Source organism: Bacteroides thetaiotaomicron VPI-5482 (assembly GCF_000011065.1).
Taxonomy (GTDB): domain Bacteria; phylum Bacteroidota; class Bacteroidia; order Bacteroidales; family Bacteroidaceae; genus Bacteroides; species Bacteroides thetaiotaomicron.
On sequence record NC_004663.1, the window covers coordinates 2,347,455 to 2,367,046 of the forward strand.

General features: G+C 42.8%; 11 protein-coding genes. 3 read left to right on the forward strand and 8 right to left on the reverse strand.

Annotation, left to right across the window (positions count from 1 at the left end; all coding sequences use genetic code 11):
• The first annotated feature begins 141 nt into the window (after positions 1-141).
• The gene (locus tag BT_RS09485; RefSeq protein WP_008763908.1) at positions 142-525 is read left to right on the forward strand and encodes a transposase; all 384 of its coding nucleotides are present in this window, start codon (positions 142-144) and stop codon (positions 523-525) included.
• Between the two features lie 8 nt (positions 526-533).
• Positions 534-1,418, forward strand: a complete 885-nt coding sequence (locus BT_RS09490; protein WP_008764101.1) for an IS3 family transposase — start codon at positions 534-536, stop codon at positions 1,416-1,418.
• A gap of 999 nt (positions 1,419-2,417) precedes the next feature.
• Here the strand turns inward: BT_RS09490 and BT_RS09495 are convergent.
• The 8 genes from BT_RS09495 to BT_RS09530 form a co-directional block, all read right to left on the reverse strand.
• Positions 2,418-4,406, reverse strand: coding sequence for a glycoside hydrolase family 97 protein (locus tag BT_RS09495; RefSeq protein ID WP_011108029.1), 1,989 nt, complete (start codon positions 4,404-4,406; stop codon positions 2,418-2,420).
• Between the two features lie 32 nt (positions 4,407-4,438).
• Positions 4,439-6,718 carry a beta-glucosidase BglX gene (gene bglX / locus BT_RS09500; protein WP_011108030.1) on the reverse strand — a complete coding sequence of 760 codons (2,280 nt, stop codon included), beginning with the start codon at positions 6,716-6,718 and terminating at the stop codon, positions 4,439-4,441.
• 193 nt (positions 6,719-6,911) lie between these two features.
• On the reverse strand, positions 6,912-7,895 hold the full coding sequence (locus tag BT_RS09505) for a glycoside hydrolase family 43 protein (RefSeq protein WP_011108031.1): 984 nt from the start codon (positions 7,893-7,895) through the stop codon (positions 6,912-6,914).
• A gap of 58 nt (positions 7,896-7,953) precedes the next feature.
• Positions 7,954-9,912, reverse strand: coding sequence for a RagB/SusD family nutrient uptake outer membrane protein (locus tag BT_RS09510; RefSeq protein WP_011108032.1), 1,959 nt, complete (start codon positions 9,910-9,912; stop codon positions 7,954-7,956).
• Between the two features lie 11 nt (positions 9,913-9,923).
• Positions 9,924-13,283 carry a SusC/RagA family TonB-linked outer membrane protein gene (locus BT_RS09515; RefSeq protein ID WP_011108033.1) on the reverse strand — a complete coding sequence of 1,120 codons (3,360 nt, stop codon included), beginning with the start codon at positions 13,281-13,283 and terminating at the stop codon, positions 9,924-9,926.
• A gap of 271 nt (positions 13,284-13,554) precedes the next feature.
• Complete coding sequence (locus BT_RS09520) at positions 13,555-14,568, reverse strand: FecR family protein (RefSeq protein WP_008765463.1); 1,014 nt, start codon at positions 14,566-14,568, stop codon at positions 13,555-13,557.
• A 70-nt stretch (positions 14,569-14,638) separates the two neighbouring features.
• A complete protein-coding gene (locus BT_RS09525) occupies positions 14,639-15,229 on the reverse strand; it encodes an RNA polymerase sigma-70 factor (RefSeq protein ID WP_008765464.1) in 591 nt (196 codons plus the stop codon).
• A gap of 126 nt (positions 15,230-15,355) precedes the next feature.
• A complete protein-coding gene (locus tag BT_RS09530) occupies positions 15,356-17,548 on the reverse strand; it encodes a GH92 family glycosyl hydrolase (RefSeq protein WP_072067209.1) in 2,193 nt (730 codons plus the stop codon).
• Positions 17,549-17,806: 258 nt separating this feature from the next.
• On the opposite strand from BT_RS09530, the gene sppA reads away from it, so the two are divergent.
• Positions 17,807-19,585 carry a signal peptide peptidase SppA gene (sppA, locus tag BT_RS09535; RefSeq protein WP_008765466.1) on the forward strand — a complete coding sequence of 593 codons (1,779 nt, stop codon included), beginning with the start codon at positions 17,807-17,809 and terminating at the stop codon, positions 19,583-19,585.
• Positions 19,586-19,592: the final 7 nt, after the last annotated feature.

Sequence of the window (19,592 nt, forward strand, 5' to 3'; positions counted from 1 at the left end):
GAATCAAAATTATACTGAAATGATTCAAATCAGTTAAGACATGAACATAAACTCTATAGCATTACCGATAGTACTCTATACAGCTAGATATCAATATGTAGTGTACTGAATAAGTTGACACTTCAAAAATCGAAAATAAAGATGAAATATTCGAAAAAGAAGTACAACTATTACAGTGATGATGAACGAATGTCTTATATTCGTGAGTATTTATCAAGTCCCGAGAGCAAATCTGAGTTTTGTAAGCGTCACGGCTTTTGTGCCAAGCTTCTTACTTATTGGCTTAACAAGTATCAAATAGAAGACAAAGATATGGGTAGATCCTCTAAACCAGTAAATAGCGATGCTATTGATTCTAGTATTTCTGAGCTCCAGAAAGAACTATCGCTATTGCGTGCTGAGAACCGTAAACTTCATCGGGCTCTTGCTGATGAGAGTTTACGTCACGAGGCGTGCGAAGAACTCATCAATCTTGCTGAATCCACGTATCATATCAAGGTACGAAAAAACTCCGATGCCAAGTAATCGACACCTTGTCACAGAGGTACTCATCCCGACGCAAACGTGGTTGTATAAAGTTCCTCTGTGATTACTTCGGCATAACCCGACAAGGTTATTACAAGCATGTGAACCGACATTTGGAGGTTGATATCCTTACCACAAGCATCGTGTTGTACTGCAAAGAACTGTTGGAACTCATGCCCAAAGCTGGTATGCGCGAGTTATACGCCTGCTGCGTGAGTAAGTTTGGACCAAAGATGGTTATCGGTCGTGATCGTTGTTATGACATTTTTCGCTCCAATGGTTTGTGTCAACGTACAAGTCGCAAGCGTCCTAAAACAACGAATTCGAACCATAATTACTATATCTACCCCGATCTGTTGAATGTTGCACCCAAATTTGTCGCTACAAGATTGGGCGCTATGGTAGTGGCGGATATAACCTACGTAAACACCGGTCAGGGCTGGGCTTACCTCTCGTTGCTTACCGATGCGTCAAGTCGTGCCATCGTGGGATATGCGCTTTACAAAACTCTTGAGACGGAGGGGCCCTTGAAAGCTTTGGAGATGGCAATATCATTCTATGAGAAGTATCACATAGACATGAGCACTCTTATTCATCATTCCGACCGGGGTGTCCAATATTGCTCAAATAAATATGTAGAGAGGCTTAAAGAGCATCAAATCAACATCAGTATGACGCAGTGTGGTGATCCTTTACATAATGCATTGGCTGAAAGAATGAACAACACCATTAAAAACGGTTGGCTATTCGACTGTGATGATGAGAGCTTCGAGCAAGTAAGCAAGCGCATTGAAGATGCTGTATATGTATATAATCATGTGCGGCCTCATCAAGGGATAAACATGAGGACACCTATGGAAGTGGTCAGCGAAACGGGAGGATTAACAGCATAATACCCGCTCGTCGGGACGGGTGGTCCCGCCCCTTGCCGCTAGGGCGATCCCCGACCGAAGAGTTTTTGGTTGTTGGCAACATTACATTTTCCTGAAGAAGGCTTGCGTAAATAAAGGAAGATGCATAAATTTGCAAGCACCAACAAAAGACAACTAACATAGGAATAAGAATAACAAAAGTAAACCTATTTAGATATTAAAGTATATTGAGTAAACTAATTCAGTTATAACAAACGAAGTTGTCAACTAAAACCAGTACACATCAGTCTATACAGAGCTTTTTAGTTTCTCCCGCTTGAAACTTTTGTTTCTCCTGCTTGGAACTAAAGTTTCATCGGCTTGAAACTTTAGTTTCAAAGCCGTGAAACCAAAGTTCCGGACGCTTGAAAACAGTGGTTCCAGCCGATGGAATGAATGAAACAAGGCAGGAAACTGATCCCTTACTTATATGATTCAATTAACTTGACCGCACCAACTGTTCGATTAACCTGCTCTTCCAAGAAACAATAAATCACTTATCACTCAAAAACAGCTGAGTTATCAACTATTAAAGGATGATTTATCAATTATTAATGTCTGAAATATCAATCGTTAAGAATTGACACCTCAGACATTAACACACTGTAAATCAAATGACAACATCAAACAAATGACAGATAATGATACATGGAAGAGTGAGAGCAAACACTTGCTCTCATACCTGCTACCACAATTGCTGCCATACCTGAAACTACGATGAATAAAGGCATACAGACAATCTGTTAGGGCATGAGAGCAAAAACGCATTCAAATTACGTGGGGAGCCTGATTATCTCTAGGAGAATAATATGCTAGACCAAGAATCAGTTTACAACACAAAAAGTGACGGCAAAAAGCGTAAAACTCTTGCCGTCACTTAGCCATCAGCATTTGCCGTCACCGCTATTGGTCTATATATTAATACTTTATTCTAAAAAGTGACGGGTGACGATAAAAAACATAGTTTCAACTCTAAAATAATTATTTTATCTTAAGGGCAAAACCTCCTCCCGGTGCCAGATGAACTTTCAGTTTACCGTCCTTCTTTATCGGGAAGGACTCACACTTATAATCACGACCTGCCCGATGAGCATTCACACCATCTTTAAACAAAGTAGCATGATAAGATTTATCACCCAGGAAAGAACAATCGACTTCAATATCACGTGCACTCCAATCTGTAATTCCACCTACATACCAGACATCCCCTTTCCGGCGTGCTGTCACAATATACTCTCCCATTTTACCGTCAAGAACGATACTTTCATCCCATACAGTTGGTATTTCTGCGATAAATGCCGTTGATTCCGGTTCGCGCATATAGTTGCTCGGAGTATCGCACAACATATTAAAAGGAGATTCAAACACCACGTACAAGGCTAGTTGGCGGCAACGGGTTCCCTGACTCATCGGTTCTGAATAACAAGGATAATAGTTACCCTTGGAAGCATTCCTCATCGCCCCCTGCGTATAATCCATCGGACCGGAAACCTGACGGATGAAAGGAATCATCACATCATACTTCACCTGATCTACTGACGGTGAACTCCATTTCATCTGCTCCAACCCATTGACTCCTTCGAAATTCAACACATTCGGATAAGTACGGTTCAATCCGGCAGGCTTATGAGTGCCGTGAAGGTCGAGAATCAGCTTGTATTTAGCACACATTTCAGCGGCACGATAGTTGAATGCAGTCATTTCCTGATCGTCACGGTCCATAAAGTCCACTTTGAAACCCTTTACTCCCATTTCGGCATAATGACGGCACACATTTTCCATATCACGCTCGAATGCATGATAACCGGCCCAAAGGATGATACCTACATTTTTAGAAGCTGCGTAATCTACCAGTTCTTTCAGGTCAATCTCCTTGACAACCTGCATCAAATCCGCCTGTAAGTTCACTGCCCATCCCTCGTCAAGTATCACATACTCGATACCGTTTGCAGAAGCAAAGTCTATATATGCCTTATAAGTCGGATTATTTACTCCGGTCACAAAATCAACGCCATCCAGATTCCAGTCATTCCACCAGTCCCAAGCAACCTTTCCCGGTTTAATCCATGAAAGATCGGACATACGTGAAGGCGCACCTAACAGGTAGCTGAGATTGGTAGCGGCAAGGTCCTTATCGGTGGTAGTAACCACGGCTATACGCCAGGGGAAGTTTCTCGGCTTATCCACTTTGGCAATATAGTCTTCATGCTCCTTCACCAACATCTGAAGCTGGTTGTGACCACCCTGTACCGTACGCTTCGGATAAGGAGCATGCATACTGCTCAGACGATTCGCGCCTTCCGAAGCAGAAAGATAAAGTCCCGGATAATTTTCCAGATCGGACTCTGTGATACAGACTTTCACTCCATCGCCCGCATCTACTACCAACGGCAAGAACATCAAGCGCTGTTTATTCAGCTTCGACAGTTTGTCCGTTGTATACGTATTCTCGAAAGAATTAAAAAACTGGGAGTTATAATCACCGTCTTTACCGCTTTTTACATAAGGCACGGAGGCAGTCATATCCGATGGAAAACAATAATCAGATACTTCCGTCACCACACGAAAAGGCTTCTTCCCCTGATTCACAAAACGGTAGGCGATACCGTCATTGTATGCACGAAACTCTACATTCCAGTCTTTTTTGAAACGCAAGGTCAGTCCATTATAATGATTTCTCAATTCGCTGGCACGGTAGAAAGGAGATGGTATCATCTCGTCCACACTCTTCCTGGAAGTTCCGGATAATTTCGCATTTTCTCCCCAGACAGTCCCGTTATCCAACGTCATTGATATGGGAGAAGGAGTCAGAATCTGCCTGCCGTTGCATGTAATGTCATAAGTCAGCCGGTCGCCAATGGTTATTGTCGTTTTCAGATTTCCATCAGGTGAGGCTAGTGTAAATTGCTTCTGAGCTTGCAACGAAAGCGTACACAAGACACATAATAATAAAAATGTAAGTTTTTTCATGGTTGTAACTAATATATTAGATTTCAAAATAATTATTCCGCAATAAAGCGCTTTGTCTGTACATCACGACTGTTCGTACCTATCATCACGTCAAACTCTCCCGGTTCGTAGATATATTGCAGCCCGGAATTATAAAATTTCAGGTCATCTTCCGTAAGTACAAACTTCACTTCACGGCTTTCTCCTTTTTTCAGGAAGATACGATCGAAGCCTTTCAGCTCTTTCACCGGACGCGCTACTTCCGCATAGATATCACGCAAATAGATTTGTACCGTTTCATAGCCGTCATGGTTCCCTTTGTTGGTGACGGTAACGGAAGCTGTCAGGTTTCCATTTTTCGGCAAGGTTTCCGAACTGAGCTGCAGGTCGCCATATACAAAGTCGGTATAACTCAAACCGTATCCGAAAGGATAAAGAGGTTCGTTACTCTCATCCAGATAGTTGCTGGCATACCGGTTGAAAACACGGTTGTCCGGGTCCGGACGTCCAGTGTTCAAATGATTGTAGAACAAAGGAAGTTGCCCTACCGAACGAGGGAAGGTAGTAGTCAGCTTACCGCACGGGACGGCTTTGCCAAACAGAACATCGGCAACGGCATCCCCTGTCTCACTACCTCCGAACCATACATTCAGAATAGAAGGAATGTGTTCGCTTTCCCAGTTCAAGATCAAAGGACGACCGGTGAACAGGAGCAGTACCACAGGCTTACCTGTTTTCACCAATGCTTTCAATAAGTCCTGCTGAGCGTCAGGGATTTCCAGATTAGTACGGGAAGGAGATTCACCACTCATTTCCGCACATTCACCCACAGCAGCCACAATCACATCGGCACGGGCAGCCGTACGCAATGCCTCGGCCAGCAGTTGCTGATCATTACCACGTTCCAACGGACGGATGCCGACAGCTCCTTTTTCCATTTCCGCATCATAATATACATTGCTGCCTTTGGCATAAAGTATTTCAGCCTTGTCTCCTACTGCCGACCGGATTCCTTCGAGTAATGTACCATGTCTGGACGGAGTACAGGTCATGCTCCACATTCCGCACATATTATTGCGTGCATCTGCCATCGGACCTATTAATGCAATTTTCCCTTTTTCCTCCAACGGAAGCAGGTGATTCTCATTTTTCAGTAGAACAAACGTCTCTGCCGCAACCTCGCGTGCAACTGCACGGTGCTCAGGTGTATAAAGTTCTTTTTCCGCACGTAACGTATCGCAATATTTATATGGATCGGCAAACAAGCCCAGTTTATACTTAGCCTCCAGCACACGACGGCAAGCTGCATCAATCTGTGCTTCGGTGACTTTCCCCTCTTTCAGCGATTCTTCCAACGTATTGAGAAAGCCGCAGGAAACCATGTCCATATCCGTCCCCGCCTGCAAAGCACGGACAGAGGCTTCCTTCAAAGGAGCCACACCATGAATGGACATTTCAGCAATGGAATTGTAGTCTGTGACCAAAAGTCCCTGAAATCCCCATTCGTCACGAAGCACGTCTGTCAACAGCCATTTATTTGCCGTAGCCGGTATGCCGTCTACTATATTAAAAGAACTCATCACACTACCGACACCAGCCTCAACCGCCGCCCGATAAGGAGCAAAATATTCGTTATACATACGCAGATGGCTCATGTCGACTGTATTATAATCCTTACCGGCTTCTGATGCTCCATAGAGGGCGAAATGTTTTACACAAGAAAGGATTTCATCTTTTCCCTGCATACTGTCACCTTGATAACCGTGCACATAGGCCTTTGCCAACAGTGAAGCCAGATAAGGGTCCTCACCGCTTCCTTCGGCAATACGTCCCCAACGGGCATCCCGGCAGATGTCTACCATCGGGCTGAATGTCCAGCAAATGCCATCCGCACTGGCCTCAATGGCAGAAATCCGCGCCATCCGCTGAATAGCCAACGTATCCCAACTGCATGAGAGGGCCAACGGTATCGGGAAAATCGTTTCATAACCATGTATGACATCCGCCCCGACTATCAAGGGAATTTTCAATCGGGTTTCTTCCACTGCCAGCCGTTGCAGGTCATAGATTTTTTTGATTCCTTTTACATTGAAAAAGCCACCGATCTCTTCTTTGCGAATCATATCACTAAGCTCACAATTCATCACCGAGCCTGTCACCAAGTCGCCACCGGAAGGAAGGTTCAACTGTCCCAGTTTCTCACGGATCGTCATTTTACCCATCAGGTCTGTGACAAAGCGATCCATCTCTACCTCTTTTCCCCCACCAGACTCCGAACAGGAAAAGAATGTAATGCCACAAAGGGCACCAAACACCAGATTTCTTATTTTCATAAGCTCTTCAAATTATTTATTTACTTTTCTGACTTTACCTTCTATACAATAACGGCAACATCGGTCAACAGAATCTATTTCGCCAAAGTTAACACTTCCTTCTAAATAATGAGACATATACCCGCAAAATAGATTATTTATTTCTGTCAACTGAATCTATATACAATAGACGGTTCAGAAAGAAAAAGCCACATTAATTCAGAGCTACAAATTTTCCATCCTTAATATAAATAGGTGTTATCACCGGATGTTCCGTCTGCGAATTCGGTGCATGATAAGAAATCATCAGCCTGCCTTTAAGATCCTTGAATACCATCGCGTGTCCGCCATCGTCACTATTTAGCGTTTCGGGCTCCTGCACCCAAGGACCAAGAACATTACCCGATGCCGAGACAGCCTGCCCGATGGCATATTTTCCATCTGTCTTTCGGAAACTGGACCATAGCATAATCAGTTTTCCATCATCCAGACGATAGATAAAAGGAGCATCCGTAACATTGCCCGTCACCCCGGAACTTGTAATAGAGCCTACCCAGGGAGCTTCCGAAGCCTTGAACAACAGATACGGATCACCTTCTGTCGTTTTCAGATCTTTCGCCAGCCGTTGGGCATAAATTTCACCGTCGATGGTCTCCAGCCACTCACGACAGAACAACAGCCAGGGATTTCCTTCTTTGTCAATATACAAAGATCCATCCAGGCACATCCAGCCGGAAGGAGTAATCGCCTTGTTTACAAGTGGAGTGAAAGGGCCTTTCGGACTATCGGAAACTAGAATAGAAGTTCCCCGCTTCACTCCCGCATTACTGAATGTAGTAAATAAATAATAACGTCCTTCATATTCATACACATCCGGTGCCCAAAAGTCCTGTTGCCCCCAGAAATCACTTTTAGCTATAAAAGAATAGCCTTCGTCTTTCCACGTGGACAGGTCTTTACTTTTATAAACTCTGATTTTCAAGTTATTATTGAAATGAAGATAATACATCGAAGTTTTCTTGTCGACCAGAATAAACGGGTCCCGCAAACGCAAACTCGATACAGGAATCGTGAAACTTTCTCCCCCCACTTCATCCGGCTCGGTGGAGGAAGTCTGTCCATCATCATTACTACAACTGACAATACACGCTCCCATCAATAACAAGAGCGAAAGAATAGAATGCTTTAACTTTTTCATATCTCAATGATTATTTAATAAAATACCTATTGAAAACTGATAAATAAATTGTTCAAGATCAATAATGAGGATTCTGCTCGATATGAGAATTTTCAATAATGACCGAAGTAGGAATCGGGAACAAAAGATTCTTCTCTGAGAAATTAGTACTATACTTCTTTCCGGTTTCTACATATTTCCCCATCCGGATCAAATCTTCCCTGCGCTTTCCTTCATACCAGAACTCCCAGCCTCTTTCTTTCAGAATCCAGTCTCTCAACGACTCCTTATCCGGGAAATCGGATAATTGCTTTATGATAGCATCTCCACCATCAGCAGCCTGTTCCATCGCTGTAAACTCTATTTCATCAATCCAGAGTTCATATCCGCTTCCGGAATTTCCCAAAGCAAGGAACAGAGCACAATTTTGATCTTCCGTAGCTTTACCTGTCTGTGTGGAGAATTCCCTTACTTCGCCTGCTTTCAAAGAGATAGATTCCATGTGGCTCAATGGTCCTTCAACGCGTATTTCAAACTGAATGTCTTTCGAGGCTTTCAACTTCATCTTTATTGAATACTTACGCCCTTTTGCAACCAAAGGCTCTGTTCGCATCTGCAAAGTCCAGAATTCCGTACCCGAAGATTCAACTTCCACACGTAAGCTGTTTCCGTTATTCAACGTGTTGTTTTTATCCACATCATACTTCCAGGCAGATCCACCGGCCTGATCGTAGTTATTCATCGAGAATATCCCTATAACATTGTCAACAAACTCTCCGTCAAAGCTCTCTTTAAAAACGGGTATTGCAGGCAGAGAGGTGCCAAAGCCAAAAGCACGTTTCCGGATATCATTAATCAGATCGACACTTCCCTGATTAGGACCATTCAGTTCATTCAATGCTTCCGCCTTAAATAACAACACTTCCGCATATCGGTCGAGTACCTTATCATTGCCTGCCCATGTACCTGTAGCTTCAGGATCAATCCCATATTTCAAAGGCAAAGCGCCTACATCACCACTGGCTCTCAAATCAACTGTAGCACCGGACTTTGATGTATATTCGGCCTGTGCCAAAGCTCTTCGCCGGTCATTTTCATCAAACGTATCATAGAATCCCCACGGCATCCGGTGTCCGGACCAGCCTTCAACGATGTTTCCAGAGGGTGAAGCGTAGTCACCCGGCAAAATATTTGCATATGTATGATTACCATAATCTGCCAGTGGTTCAGCTCTCACAACAAACATCAGTTCTTTATTACCTTCGTTCTGAGCTGAAAATATACTTGCATAATCCTTCTCCAGTTCATAGTAATTCAGACCGATAATCTCATTTGCCGTTTCGAGAGCATTCTGCCACTGCTTTTCATGCATATAATATTTCAGTAAATAATGCAGGGCAGCTCCCTTTGTGATACGTCCGTATTCAGCTTGTTCTACCGGAAGTGCGTCGGCAGCAGCACGTAGTTCTGTCGTCAGGAAAGTTCCGACTTCTTCAGACGTAGGTCTGTAAGGTTTATAATCCGGGTCCGGATTGATTGCCTGGTCGGCTTCCAGAATCATTGGCATAGGACCATAAAGCCGATATAAATCGAACATGAAAAAGGCTCTGAGCGCCCGGACCTCCGCAATATACAAGTCTTTCACCGACTGGGTTACCGGAGACTCTTCCATTTTCGCTATCGTATAAGTGCAACGGGTGATATTAGGAGCAGTCCAGTTATAAAATCCTTTCACCATCTGGTCAGCATCCGTCCACGAACCATTCAGAAAAGCAACCCATGACCACTTGGTAGTCCATTCTTCGGTTGAAACTTCATCCATTACAAAAGAACTTCCATCACAAAACAAATAAGGTCCCCAGCCTTTTTGGCGTAATTCATAATAAAGGGCAACCGTTGCAGCCGAAAGGTCTGCAGGAGTATTAAACGCATTTCCAGTATCTACAACTCCATACAAGTGAGGTTCCAAGCTCCCCTCACAGGCTACAAACTGAATGCTTATAAATAGTAATAATAGTTTTTTAGCTAATTTCTTCATGACATTCCAGTTTAAAATTTCACATCAAGTCCAAATGAAAAAGTCTTCTGTTGAGGATATGACGCCCGGTCGTTTTCAACTTCCGGATCGAGTCCTTTATATCCGGTAAACGTCAGCAGATTCTGACCGGAAAAGTAAAATCTTACTTTCAACTTATCAGCTTTAAACAGTCTGCTCAAATCATATCCCAACGTTACGCTCTTCAGACGTAAATATGTATTCTTCTCCCAGTTCGGAGCACCGTAGCTATCATAGCTGTTCACTTCGCCACTAGGCATAGCAGAACTCATGTTGTCGGAAGTCCAACGATTTTTTATATCCGCCAAAAAGTTATTATTGTCTTTCAGCCTCTGGATGCCGTTTCCACCATACACCCCGTGTTCTACCTGAGTGTAAGGATAGGAGTATCCGCCAACCGAAGCATAAAGATAGATATTCAGATCAAATCCTTTGTACCGGAAATCATTCGAGAATCCCATAGTAAACTTCGGTGCACGTGTCCCCAGATATACGACATCTGCCTGGTCTATTTTCCCATCAGGCTTTCCTGTCAGATTCCCTTCCTCATCGAGTCCGTTCACATCTTTATATTTGCGCTGTCCCGGTAACAAGTCCGGCATAGCCGGCGTATCTTCACCCGCCTGCTTTATACCGTCCGGAATCAGCGTATAGATAGCACTTACCGGATCGTTTTCTTTGACATAAGGAGCCAGGATTACTTTCGGATCACGTTCTTTCCATCTGTCACGATAGGAAGTATACGTCAATGTCGATTCCCAATGTAACGGTCCTTCCAGGTTCACTGTATTCAGCGTCAGTTCAAAACCGGTACTTTTTGTTTTTCCAATGTTGGACCATATACCGGTAGTGACAGCTGTATGCGGCAGCGAACGCCAGCTCAGCAGGTCTTTTACCTCTTTAAAGAAAACATCTACACTACCATTGATACGATTCCGGAAGAAACCGAAATCCAGTCCGAAGTTAACTTCTGTAGTCGTTTCCCACTTTAAATCAGGATTACCGAACTTTCCCAGATTTACTCCTCTCTTTTCTGTATCTCCCAGATAATAATTTCTGCCGTCAAAGGCAAAGTACTCGGAAGCAGCATCGTTAGGCAGATTTTCATTACCCACCTGTCCCATGCTGACACGCAACTTGGCATCGGAGAGCCAGTTGACATCTTTCAGAAAATCTTCCTGATTCATTCTCCACGCAAATGCTCCCGAAGGAAAGAAAGCATAACGGTTGTTCTTTCCAAAACGGTCGCTACCATCGATACGGGCAGTAAAAGTAAACAGATACTTGTCTTTGAAAGAGTATTGGGCACGACCAAAATAAGAAGCCAACACGTGTTTATTTTTATAAGAACTGACCACCGGACGCGTTTCACCTGCCTGTAGTTTATAATACATCAACGCATCAGACATAAATCCCATAGCACGTGCATACGCTCCGTCATCATTCTGCACCTGATACGAATATCCCAGTAATGCAAGAAGTTTATGTCTCTCCTTGAAAGTCTTCTGAAAATTGAAAACCATATCTGCCACATAGTCTTCACGGTTGGCGGAATTGATATTCGCATCTCCATTCACACTACTTCCATATTTCGTAGTCATCGGATAGTAGCTATGGCGGGACCCGTCGCGGATATCCGCACCGGCAGACAGTTTCAACCAGAGCACATCTTTTATAAAATAGAAATTAGTGAATGCTGTTGCCAGAAAACGCTTGGTCTTTGTCTCATCCTCAATGTCGAGATAAGACAAAGGATGATTGAGCAATGCCTGCTTAGGATCTTCCATCCATTTGCCGGTCGTCGGGTCTCGTTCCGCCTTCACTGTCGGACTATAACTTAACGCCGATTCAATAATACCTGCCGTACTGTCATATCCTCCCCCCAGTGTCGCATTCTGATCGACTACATAAGAGGCTGTGGCAGAAATACCATAATCCCACCATTTCGTTATTTTATGGTCCAGATTATAACGGAAGCTATAGCGTTTATAACCGGATGTTTTCACCACTCCTTTCTGATCGAAGTAGTTCAGCGAAATCAATGATCTCATCTTTTCATTACCATAAGTCACTGTGAGGTTATGTTGCTGGATAAGACCTGTACGGGTAATCATATCATACCAGTTGGTCCCTTTTCCGGCTTTTGCTATTTCTTCATCCGTGTACATAGGCACATAAGGGCTGACAGCACCCGGATCTGTATTCCCATAAGGATATACCAGATTCTGCATTAAATACTGTTCTTTATAGTAACTGTTCTGAGTAGTCATTAACTCTCCGGCCGTCAATAATTCCGGTCGTTTATTTATAGTCTGAAACGACATATTCATGTTATACTCTACTTTCGTATCCTGAGTACCTCTTTTTGTCGTAATCAGAACAACTCCATTAGCACCCCGCGCACCATAAATGGCAGTTGCCGAAGCGTCCTTCAAAATCTCTATGGATTCGATATCGTTAGGGTTAATACTGCTCAAAGGGCTGTTGCTTCCTGCCGTCCACTGATTACCGCTTCCCGGATTGACACCGGCATTCACTATGGGGAAACCATCGACCACATACAGCGGATCATTCCCCGCACCGGTAGAAGCCGCACCCCGAATCAGAACTTCAATACCACCACCGGGCTGTGCACTCCCCTGTTTTACAGTAAGTCCTGCCGCACGTCCCATCAACATTTCAGAGAAGTTCGGTGAAGCTGCTTTATTGAGTTTCTCAGACTTTACAGAAACAATCGAAGCATTCAAGTCACTTTTCTTCATTGTACCGTATCCCACTACCACAACTTCATCCAGCAATTCTTGCTTTTCATACAAAACGATGGATAAATCTGTCTGATTTCCAACTTTCACTTCCAGAGGCTGATAGCCGATGTAAGACAGTTCCAATACCGCTCCCGGTGATACTTCCAACGTAAACTTCGCATTTATATCCGATACCGTTCCGTTAGTTGTCCCTTTCTCCTTGATGGTAACACCGATAATAGGCTCGCCGTTAACATCATTCACCACACCTGTGATCTTACGCTTTTTACCATCCTTTGAAGTATTCTGCCTGGCTTGTCCTTTCTGAACAATTACATTCTTCCCTTTCACTTCATAGACAACGTCTTGTCCGTACAATATCTGATCGATAGCCTCATTCAGCTCTTTCGCCTTTACAGTTATAATCTTCTTTGTATCCAGATCTCCGACTTTATAAACGAAAGAATATCCGCTTTTATTCTTCAACTGGGTCATTGCTTCTTTCACTGAAACGTTATCCATTTTCAATGAAACAGCCTGGGCTAGTATTGCTATGTTAAGGCAAAACAGAGCCATGACCATTAATATGGCCTTCTTCCTGTAATTCATAAAATAAACAAATTATTAATTAAAACTTGAATAACTCGTTTTAAAAGAGATGTATTTTGCTAACTTTGCACATTCTCTTTTGAAAACATATTCACACTAGATGATTGTTGAAAGAAGAGATTCAAGGAGCCGGGAGATGTCCGAAATCTTCCGGTTTTTTATTTGTCTCTCCTTATTTGTCAGCTAAAGATTATTCTGTATTTTTCTCTTTATTCATACTTTTCATTTTTTAAGGTTAAACAATCATAGCATTATAATCTCTGGTAACCGGTTAATAGATAGTTATATTACGTTCTTCAATCTTATATTGCATTTTTTCCGTAGAAGCCAGTGCTTCCAGTACTTCCTGGATATTTTGTTCGCGACGAACGAAGTTGCCATAGAAGCGGAATGTTTTTAAGGAATCATTGGCTATGTGAATCTTTACATTATAGCTGCGTTCCAGTTCTTTAGCGATATCCGGCAAGAGTTCTTCATCAAAAAACAAGTAACCGTCCGTCCACTGAGACGCATTGGATGCGGTAACCGACTCTACAGTCAAAAGCCCGTTCGCCTTATTTAATACGGCCCTTTCATCAGGTGAAAGGACAGCTTCTTTTTCTTCTCTCAACAAGTTGTTCAATCCGACCTTACCTTCCAACAAAGAAACGACCACTTCATGATCTTCCGGATAGTCACGGAAATTGAATTTTGTTCCCAACACCTGTAATTGCAGATCTTTAGTCTTTACGAAAAAGGGAATCTTCTCATTCCGCTTTACCTCAAAATATCCTTCCCCTTCCAGTTCTACTTTTCGGTTATCGACACCAAACCCCTGCGAGTATGTCATGCGTGAACCGGCATTAAGCCAGACCAATGTGCCATCCGGCAAATAAAGTTTTGTTTTTGATCCTAAAGGGGCTTCTACCGAAATATCTGCAAAAGTATCTTTCACATTCACCTCTCCCTGCCAATAAGAAATACATCCCACCGCTATTATGATTGCAACAACCGCAGCATAACGCCACAACGCTGACAGGCTAAAACCTCGACGGGAAGTGCTCTGAATTTCCTTCTGACTTTCGACACGGTTTCTAAAATTCTCAAACGCTTTATCCTTATCATAGACAGATGCGGCCTCACGACTTACAGCTGAAAACCAGATCTCCCGCTGACGGATAAAATATTGCTGATTTTCAGCCGATGCGGCAATCCATGTTTTTAGTTCATCTAAAGCATTCTTATCCAGACCTTCAGTCAGATAGTTGGCAATCAGTTCATCAATATGTTTATTTTCTTCTTCCATATTTATGCTTTCTATAAAGGAGACAGTTGTTTTTTAATTAAGGGTAGTCAGAAAATGATTTTTTTTCGCTTTACCTGAAAAAAAATAGTAATAGAGAAATCAGGTACTTACTCAAATGAGCGTGTAAAGAAGCTAAAGCATTCTTTATATGATACTTAACTGTATTAATAGATATTCCCAGTTCACCGGAAATTTCTTCGTATGATTTTCCTTCAAAGCGACTTTTAGCAAAAACCCGACGGCATTCGTCCGGCAATTTATCGATAGCCTTATATATTTCGTTTTCAAGTTCACGTTCCAGTAAAATACCTAACGGATGCGAATCGGACAGTATGATTTTATCATCCGTTATCTCATCGGGCATAAGAGCAGAAAATGCTATTTCTCTCTTTTCACGTTCCGAATTAAGATAGTTAATGCAACGATTACGGACAGCTCTCAGCAGGTAACTACGGATAGAGACTGAAATATCCAAAGTCTCACGTATCTCCCATAAATGAAAGATAGTATCTCCTACAATGGTTTCGGAAAGGAACTGATCTTTTAGATAACCATTGGCAACATAACAGAGCAGGGCATAGTGATGATCATATATGTAACGATAAGCATTTTCATTGCCTATCTTCAGTTGTTCCACTATTAAAGTTTCAGTATTCTCCATGAATGTACCAGTCAGATTAATAGCACAAATTTAGAGAATTATTCGAATTTAAAGCATATAAAGCCAAAAATCCCTCCAAAGAAAAAAACTTTGGAGGGATCTTCTTTATACTACTCTGTATACAGTCTATTTCATCTTATATACGAGTGTACCACCTTTCAGAATATCTTCATGAGAAATCGTATTCTTTGTATAAGGTTCGCCATTCAGCGTGATACTATCCACATATTTATGTTCCTTCGATAAGTTTTCAGCGATCACAGTAAAGGTCTTTCCATCAGCCAGATGTAGCACAATCTTCGGTAACTGAGGAGCTCCGAATACATAATCACCGCTTACCGGATCTACCGGATAGAAACCCATTGCACTGAACATATACCATGCGGACATCTGACCACAGTCATCATTACCACAAAGTCCGTCAGGCTTGTTCTTATATTGAGTATCAAAGATTTCACGGATTAGTTCCTGTGTACGTTCCGGACGCCCTGCCAAAGCATATAAATAAGTAACATGATGACTGGGCTCATTACCATGTGCATACTGTCCGATCAAACCTGTCACATCAGCCTGGGTTGTTTCCAGTTTCACTGTAAACAGGGAATCCAGCTTGTTCAGGAAAGGTTCTTCTCCACCAAAGAGAGCAATCAAACCGGGAACATCGTGTTGCACATGCCAGGTATATTGCCATGCATTTCCTTCCGTATAGTCACCGCCTGTACTTTCCGCATGTCCTACATCACTAGGATTAAACGGAGATTTCCAGGTTCCGTCAGCTTTACGCGGACGCATAAAATTCGTCTGTGAATCGAATAAGTTCTTATAATAATCTGCACGTTTCGCAAAGTAAGCAGCATCTTCTTCTTTTCCCATACGACGGGCCATGTCAGCTGCCGCATAATCGTCATATACCGATTCCAGAGTTGAAGAGACGGATTCTGCTTTTGTCAGGTCGGTCGGAAAATATCCGTATTTCGTATACACTTCCCAGTCGGACTTCAACGGATGAGATACAGTCTGTGTCTTCTTCACCATATTGAAAGCACGTTCCGCATCAAAACCACGGAAACCTTTTCGGTAGGCTTCAGCAATAACAGATACACCATGATTGCCGATCATACAGAAGTTTTCTTTTCCCCACAATGCCCAAATAGGCAGGAAGCCTTGTACTTCACCTTGTTCTATCAATGAATTAACAAAATCATCCACACGTTCGGGAACCATTAATGTATAGAATGGATGAGCGGCACGATAAGTATCCCATAAAGAGAAGGTTGAATAGAATGTTCCTGTTCCGGCCTTCACAATCGAATCGGCAGCATTACGATACATACCGTCTACGTCTGAAATCTGGTTAGGCTGAATCAGTGCGTGATAGAAACAAGTATAGAAATTCGTCTTTTCATCATCCGTACCCTCTACGTCCATGCGACTCAGATAGCTGTTCCATTCGTCATGGGCAGCCAGCTTCACACCGTCAAAGTTCCAGTCTGGTATTTCAGCCTGCAAGTTCTTCTTTGCTCCCTCTACGCTGGTAGTCGAAAGGGCCACCTTCATCATCAGTTCATCTCCCGGCTTCAAGTCGAAAGTAGCAATGATTCGCTTTCCTTTCTCAGTTTCTCCCATCGGAAGGTAAAGCGAATCTATTACCGGACGATTAAACTTCATCACAAAGAAGTAGTCCTGATCAACCCAGACCGTGTTATTCACGTGTCCGGCCAGCGTCTGAGCATCTTCCCAGTTCACCTCGCAACTATTCACTTGTGAATGATATTGTTCTTCTCTCCAGGCAGGTCCGTGCTGCAAGTCAATCAGCAGAGAAGCTGAATCCGCTTTATGATATGTATAACGATGAAGAGCTGCATGGATAGAAGCAGTCAGTTCCGCCTTTACCTGCGGATCGGATAATTCGACTGTATAATATCCCGGAGTAGCAGCTTCCTTGTCTTTCGGGAAATGGCTGCGGTAAGCATCCCATGCACGAGCACGGGTACCGGTAACTGGCATCACCAGAATATCCCCCAAATCCATACATCCGGTTCCGTTCAGATGAGTCTGAGTGAAGCCCCAGATCAGAGAGTCCTGATAAGTATATTCCGAACAATATCTCCAACCTACTGCACCCGTCACCGGACTGGTCTGTATCATTCCGAAAGGATAGCAAGCTCCGGGGAATGTATGCCCATTGTCAGCAGCACCAATAAAGGTATTCACATACTGGGTGTAATCTTTCGTTTCCGCTTGCTCCGTCGGAGAACAGGAAGTGTACATAAACAGTCCCGCCAAAGCAACGGCCATCACAGGGGATTTTCTTTTCATGATAATCATAATGTTAAGTTAATGCTACAAATTTAGAGAATAATTCTCAATGCTACACTAAAATACAATAGAAAAATGGTCCCCAAGTCCGATCATTCAAAATTTATATCTACCCTGTTCCGGGCAGCATTCTAAAAGCAAATAAACCTGATTCATTGTGACAAAACAAAAATTCGCACGACTTATTGAATAAATATCAACTCAATTATTTATCTTTGTTAGCTTTAAAACAAGCTGACTCAAAAAAACAATAGTATAATGAAAGATTTCTTGAAATTTACGCTCGCCACTGTGACCGGTATCATCCTGTCAAGCATTGTATTATTTATTATCGGCATGGTAACATTGTTCGGCATTGTATCAACCGCGGATACAGAAACAATAGTGAAAAAGAATTCTGTGATGATGCTCGACCTGAACGGTGTATTAGTCGAACGCACTCAGGAGAGTCCGTTAGGTATCTTATCACAGTTGTTCAGCGACGACTCCAATACATACGGGCTGGACGATATTCTTTCTTCCATCAAAAAAGCAAAAGAAAATGAAAATATCAAAGGAATTTATCTGCAGGCAAGTATGCTCGGAACTTCGTATGCATCTTTGCAGGAAATCCGTAACGCATTGCTCGACTTTAAAGAAAGCGGAAAGTTCATCATAGCCTACGGAGATAGCTATACACAAGGACTTTATTATCTTTCCAGTGTAGCGGACAAGGTATTGCTCAATCCGAAAGGAATGATTGAGTGGAAAGGCATCGCTTCCGCTCCTCTGTTTTATAAAGACTTACTGCAAAAGATCGGGGTAGAAATGCAGATATTTAAAGTAGGTACTTATAAATCCGCCGTAGAACCGTTTATTTCTACAGAAATGAGTCCTGCCAATCGTGAACAGGTGACAGCTTTTATCAACTCGATCTGGGGACAGGTTACCGAAGGGGTATCTGCTTCCCGCAGCCTCCCCGTAGATTCACTGAATGCTTTAGCTGACCGTATGCTGATGTTTTATCCGGCAGAGGAAAGTGTGCAATGTGGCTTGGCGGACACATTGATTTACCGCAATGATGTTCGCAATTATCTTAAACAGTGGGTGGACTTGAAAGAAGATGACCGCCTTCCGGTGCTAGGGTTGAGTGATATGATCAATGTGAAAAAAAACATGCCGAAAGATAAAAGCGGTAACATCGTAGCGGTCTATTATGCCTCCGGAGAAATCACAGATTACAGCGGTTCTTCAACTTCTGAAGAGGGAATTGTAGGCACAAAAGTTATTCGTGACTTGCGTAAGCTAAAAGATGACGAGGATGTAAAAGCTGTCGTTCTCCGTGTTAATTCACCGGGTGGAAGTGCTTTTGCATCCGAACAAATCTGGCATGCCGTGAAAGAACTGAAAACAGAGAAACCAGTAATTGTTTCTATGGGTGATTATGCCGCATCAGGTGGTTATTATATCTCTTGTGTAGCCGATACAATCGTTGCAGAGCCGACTACATTGACGGGATCCATCGGAATTTTCGGTATGGTACCGAATGTTAAGGAATTATCAGAAAAGATCGGTTTGACCTACGATGTGGTAAAAACAAATAAATTTTCAGATTTTGGAAATATCATGCGTCCTTTCAATCAGGATGAGAAGACACTGATGCAGATGATGATTACCCAAGGTTATGATACATTCGTCAATCGCTGCGCTGAGGGGCGCCATATGAGCAAAGAGGCCATTGAGAAAATAGCTGAAGGTCGTGTATGGACAGGAGAAGCTGCTAAAGAACTTGGACTGGTAGACGTACTCGGAGGTATTGATACAGCTTTGGAGATTGCTGTCAGGAAAGCAGGAATCGAAGGATATACAGTTGTTTCTTATCCGGCAAAACAAGACCTCCTTTCTTCACTGCTCAATACGAAACCCACTAATTATGTGGAATCACAAATATTGAAAAGCAAGTTAGGAGAGTATTATCAACAATTCGGTATGCTGAAAAATTTAAAAGAGCGTTCCATGATTCAGGCACGCATTCCGTTTGAACTAAATATCAAGTAAACTGTAC

Bases quoted from the DNA above. Each gene is read 5' to 3' on its own strand.
- BT_RS09485 (WP_008763908.1), top strand. From the start codon at position 142: ATGAAATATTCGAAAAAGAAGTACAACTATTACAGTGATGATGAACGA.
- BT_RS09495 (WP_011108029.1), bottom strand. From the start codon at position 4,406: ATGAAAAAACTTACATTTTTATTATTATGTGTCTTGTGTACGCTTTCG.
- bglX (WP_011108030.1), bottom strand. From the start codon at position 6,718: ATGAAAATAAGAAATCTGGTGTTTGGTGCCCTTTGTGGCATTACATTC.
- BT_RS09505 (WP_011108031.1), bottom strand. From the start codon at position 7,895: ATGAAAAAGTTAAAGCATTCTATTCTTTCGCTCTTGTTATTGATGGGA.
- BT_RS09510 (WP_011108032.1), bottom strand. From the start codon at position 9,912: ATGAAGAAATTAGCTAAAAAACTATTATTACTATTTATAAGCATTCAG.
- BT_RS09515 (WP_011108033.1), bottom strand. From the start codon at position 13,283: ATGAATTACAGGAAGAAGGCCATATTAATGGTCATGGCTCTGTTTTGC.
- BT_RS09520 (WP_008765463.1), bottom strand. From the start codon at position 14,568: ATGGAAGAAGAAAATAAACATATTGATGAACTGATTGCCAACTATCTG.
- BT_RS09525 (WP_008765464.1), bottom strand. From the start codon at position 15,229: ATGGAGAATACTGAAACTTTAATAGTGGAACAACTGAAGATAGGCAAT.
- BT_RS09530 (WP_072067209.1), bottom strand. From the start codon at position 17,548: ATGAAAAGAAAATCCCCTGTGATGGCCGTTGCTTTGGCGGGACTGTTT.
- sppA (WP_008765466.1), top strand. From the start codon at position 17,807: ATGAAAGATTTCTTGAAATTTACGCTCGCCACTGTGACCGGTATCATC.